Raw genomic sequence first — 2,969 nt, 5'->3', positions numbered from 1 at the left:
TTTGAGTTTATCTCAAAGTGCTCTTTAACAATTTGGCAAGCTGATAGTAGTAAAAACAAGCTAAGCAACCTCTTAGCAATAAGAGAGTGTAGAGCGAAGCACACTGTATAATTCTGAAGACATTTTGGGGTTGTATGGTTAAGTGACTAAGCGTACACGGTGGATGCCTTGGCAGTCAGAGGCGATGAAGGACGTACTAACCTGCGAAAAGCTGTGGGAAGCCGGTAAGAGGCGTTAGACCCGCAGATGTCCGAATGGGGAAACCCAGTGCATTTATGCACTATCCTTACATGAATACATAGTGTAGGGAGGCAAACCGGGAGAACTGAAACATCTAAGTACCCCGAGGAAAAGAAATCAACCGAGATTCCGTTAGTAGCGGCGAGCGAACGCGGAGTAGCCCTTAAGTTATTAAGGTGTTAGTGGAATGGCCTGGAAAGACCAGCGATACAGGGTGATAGCCCCGTACACGACAATGCTTTAGTAATGAAAACGAGTAGGACGGGACACGTGGTATCCTGTTTGAAGATGGGGGGACCATCCTCCAAGGCTAAATACTCCTGACTGACCGATAGTGAACCAGTACCGTGAGGGAAAGGCGAAAAGAACCCCTGTAAGGGGAGTGAAATAGAACCTGAAACCGTGTACGTACAAGCAGTGGGAGCACCTTTGTGGTGTGACTGCGTACCTTTTGTATAATGGGTCAGCGACTTACATTCTGTAGCGAGGTTAACCGAATAGGGGAGCCGTAGGGAAACCGAGTCTTAACTGGGCGACTAGTTGCAGGGTGTAGACCCGAAACCGGGCGATCTATCCATGAGCAGGTTGAAGGTTGGGTAACACTAACTGGAGGACCGAACCCACATCTGTTGAAAAAGATGGGGATGACTTGTGGATCGGAGTGAAAGGCTAATCAAGCTCGGAGATATCTGGTTCTCCTCGAAAGCTATTTAGGTAGCGCCTCGAGCGAATACCACCGGGGGTAGAGCACTGTTTGGGCTAGGGGGTCATCCCGACTTACCAACCCCATGCAAACTCCGAATACCGGTGAGTACTACTCGGGAGACACACGGCGGGTGCTAACGTCCGTCGTGAAAAGGGAAACAACCCAGACCGCCAGCTAAGGTCCCAAAGTAATGATTAAGTGGAAAACGATGTGGGAAGGCATAGACAGCTAGGAGGTTGGCTTAGAAGCAGCCACCCTTTAAAGAAAGCGTAATAGCTCACTAGTCGAGTCGGCCTGCGCGGAAGATGTAACGGGGCTAAATCATTCACCGAAGCTGCGGACTTGTGCTTGCACAAGTGGTAGAGGAGCGTTCTGTAAGCCTGCGAAGGTTGTCCGGGAGGATGGCTGGAGGTATCAGAAGTGCGAATGCTGACATGAGTAACGATAAGGGGAGTGAAAAACTTCCCCGCCGAAAGACCAAGGGTTCCTATCCCATGCTAATCAGGGTAGGGTGAGTCGGCCCCTAAGGCGAGGCTGAAAGGCGTAGTCGATGGGAAACAGGTTAATATTCCTGTACCGGCCAATACTGCGATGGGGGGACGGAGAAAGCTAGGCAGGCGCGGCGTTGGTAGTCCGCGTGAAAGTATGTAGGTTGGACGTTTAGGAAAATCCGGATGTCTAAGACTGAGATACGAGACGAGTGTCCAAGGACACGAAGCTGTTGACGCTATGCTTCCAGGAAAAGCCTCTAAGCTTCAGGTATTGGTGACCGTACCCTAAACCGACACAGGTGGTCAGGTAGAGCATACCAAGGCGCTTGAGAGAACTCGGCTGAAGGAACTAGGCAAAATAGTACCGTAACTTCGGGAGAAGGTACGCTCTTTGTTGTGAAGGCCTTGCGCCGTAAGCAGTGAAGAGTCGCAGTGACCAGCTGGCTGCAACTGTTTATTAAAAACACAGCACTCTGCAAACTCGTAAGAGGACGTATAGGGTGTGACACCTGCCCGGTGCCGGAAGGTTAATTGATGGGGTTAGCGCAAGCGAAGCTCTTGATCGAAGCCCCGGTAAACGGCGGCCGTAACTATAACGGTCCTAAGGTAGCGAAATTCCTTGTCGGGTAAGTTCCGACCTGCACGAATGGTGTAATGATGGCCAGGCTGTCTCCAGCCGAGACTCAGTGAAATTGAAATTGCGGTGAAGATGCCGTATACCCGCGGCTAGACGGAAAGACCCCGTGAACCTTTACTATAGCTTGGCACTGAACATTGACCCTACATGTGTAGGATAGGTGGGAGGCTTTGAAGCTGGGACGCTAGTCCTGGTGGAGCCGTCCTTGAAATACCACCCTTGTATGTTTGATGTTCTAACGTAGGTCCCTGAATCGGGATTGCGGACAGTGTCTGGTGGGTAGTTTGACTGGGGCGGTCTCCTCCTAAAGCGTAACGGAGGAGCACGAAGGTTGGCTAAGTACGGTCGGACATCGTACGGTTAGTGTAATGGTAGAAGCCAGCTTAACTGCGAGACAGACACGTCGAGCAGGTACGAAAGTAGGTCATAGTGATCCGGTGGTTCTGTATGGAAGGGCCATCGCTCAACGGATAAAAGGTACTCCGGGGATAACAGGCTGATACCGCCCAAGAGTTCATATCGACGGCGGTGTTTGGCACCTCGATGTCGGCTCATCACATCCTGGGGCTGAAGTCGGTCCCAAGGGTATGGCTGTTCGCCATTTAAAGTGGTACGCGAGCTGGGTTTAGAACGTCGTGAGACAGTTCGGTCCCTATCTGCCGTGGGCGTTGGATGATTGAGTGGAGTTGCTCCTAGTACGAGAGGACCGGAGTGAACGAACCGCTGGTGTTCGGGTTGTCATGCCAATGGCACTGCCCGGTAGCTATGTTCGGAACGGATAACCGCTGAAAGCATCTAAGCGGGAAGCCGGCCACAAGATGAGTCATCCCTTGGACTTAGAGTCCACTAAAGGGTCGTTGGAGACCACAACGTTGATAGGTGAGGTGTGGAAGCG

1 rRNA gene is annotated in these 2,969 nt (G+C 51.5%); it reads left to right on the top strand.

Annotation, left to right across the window (positions count from 1 at the left end):
• Positions 1-136: 136 nt before the first annotated feature.
• A 23S ribosomal RNA gene (locus tag J3B89_RS20715) occupies positions 137-2,969 on the top strand; the annotation flags it as partial.

It is taken from the genome of Rheinheimera oceanensis, from assembly GCF_018831085.1.
Lineage (GTDB): Bacteria > Pseudomonadota > Gammaproteobacteria > Enterobacterales > Alteromonadaceae > Alishewanella > Alishewanella oceanensis.
The sequence above is the reverse complement of the archived record's forward strand: the minus strand, read 5'-3'. Positions and strand labels throughout refer to the sequence as shown.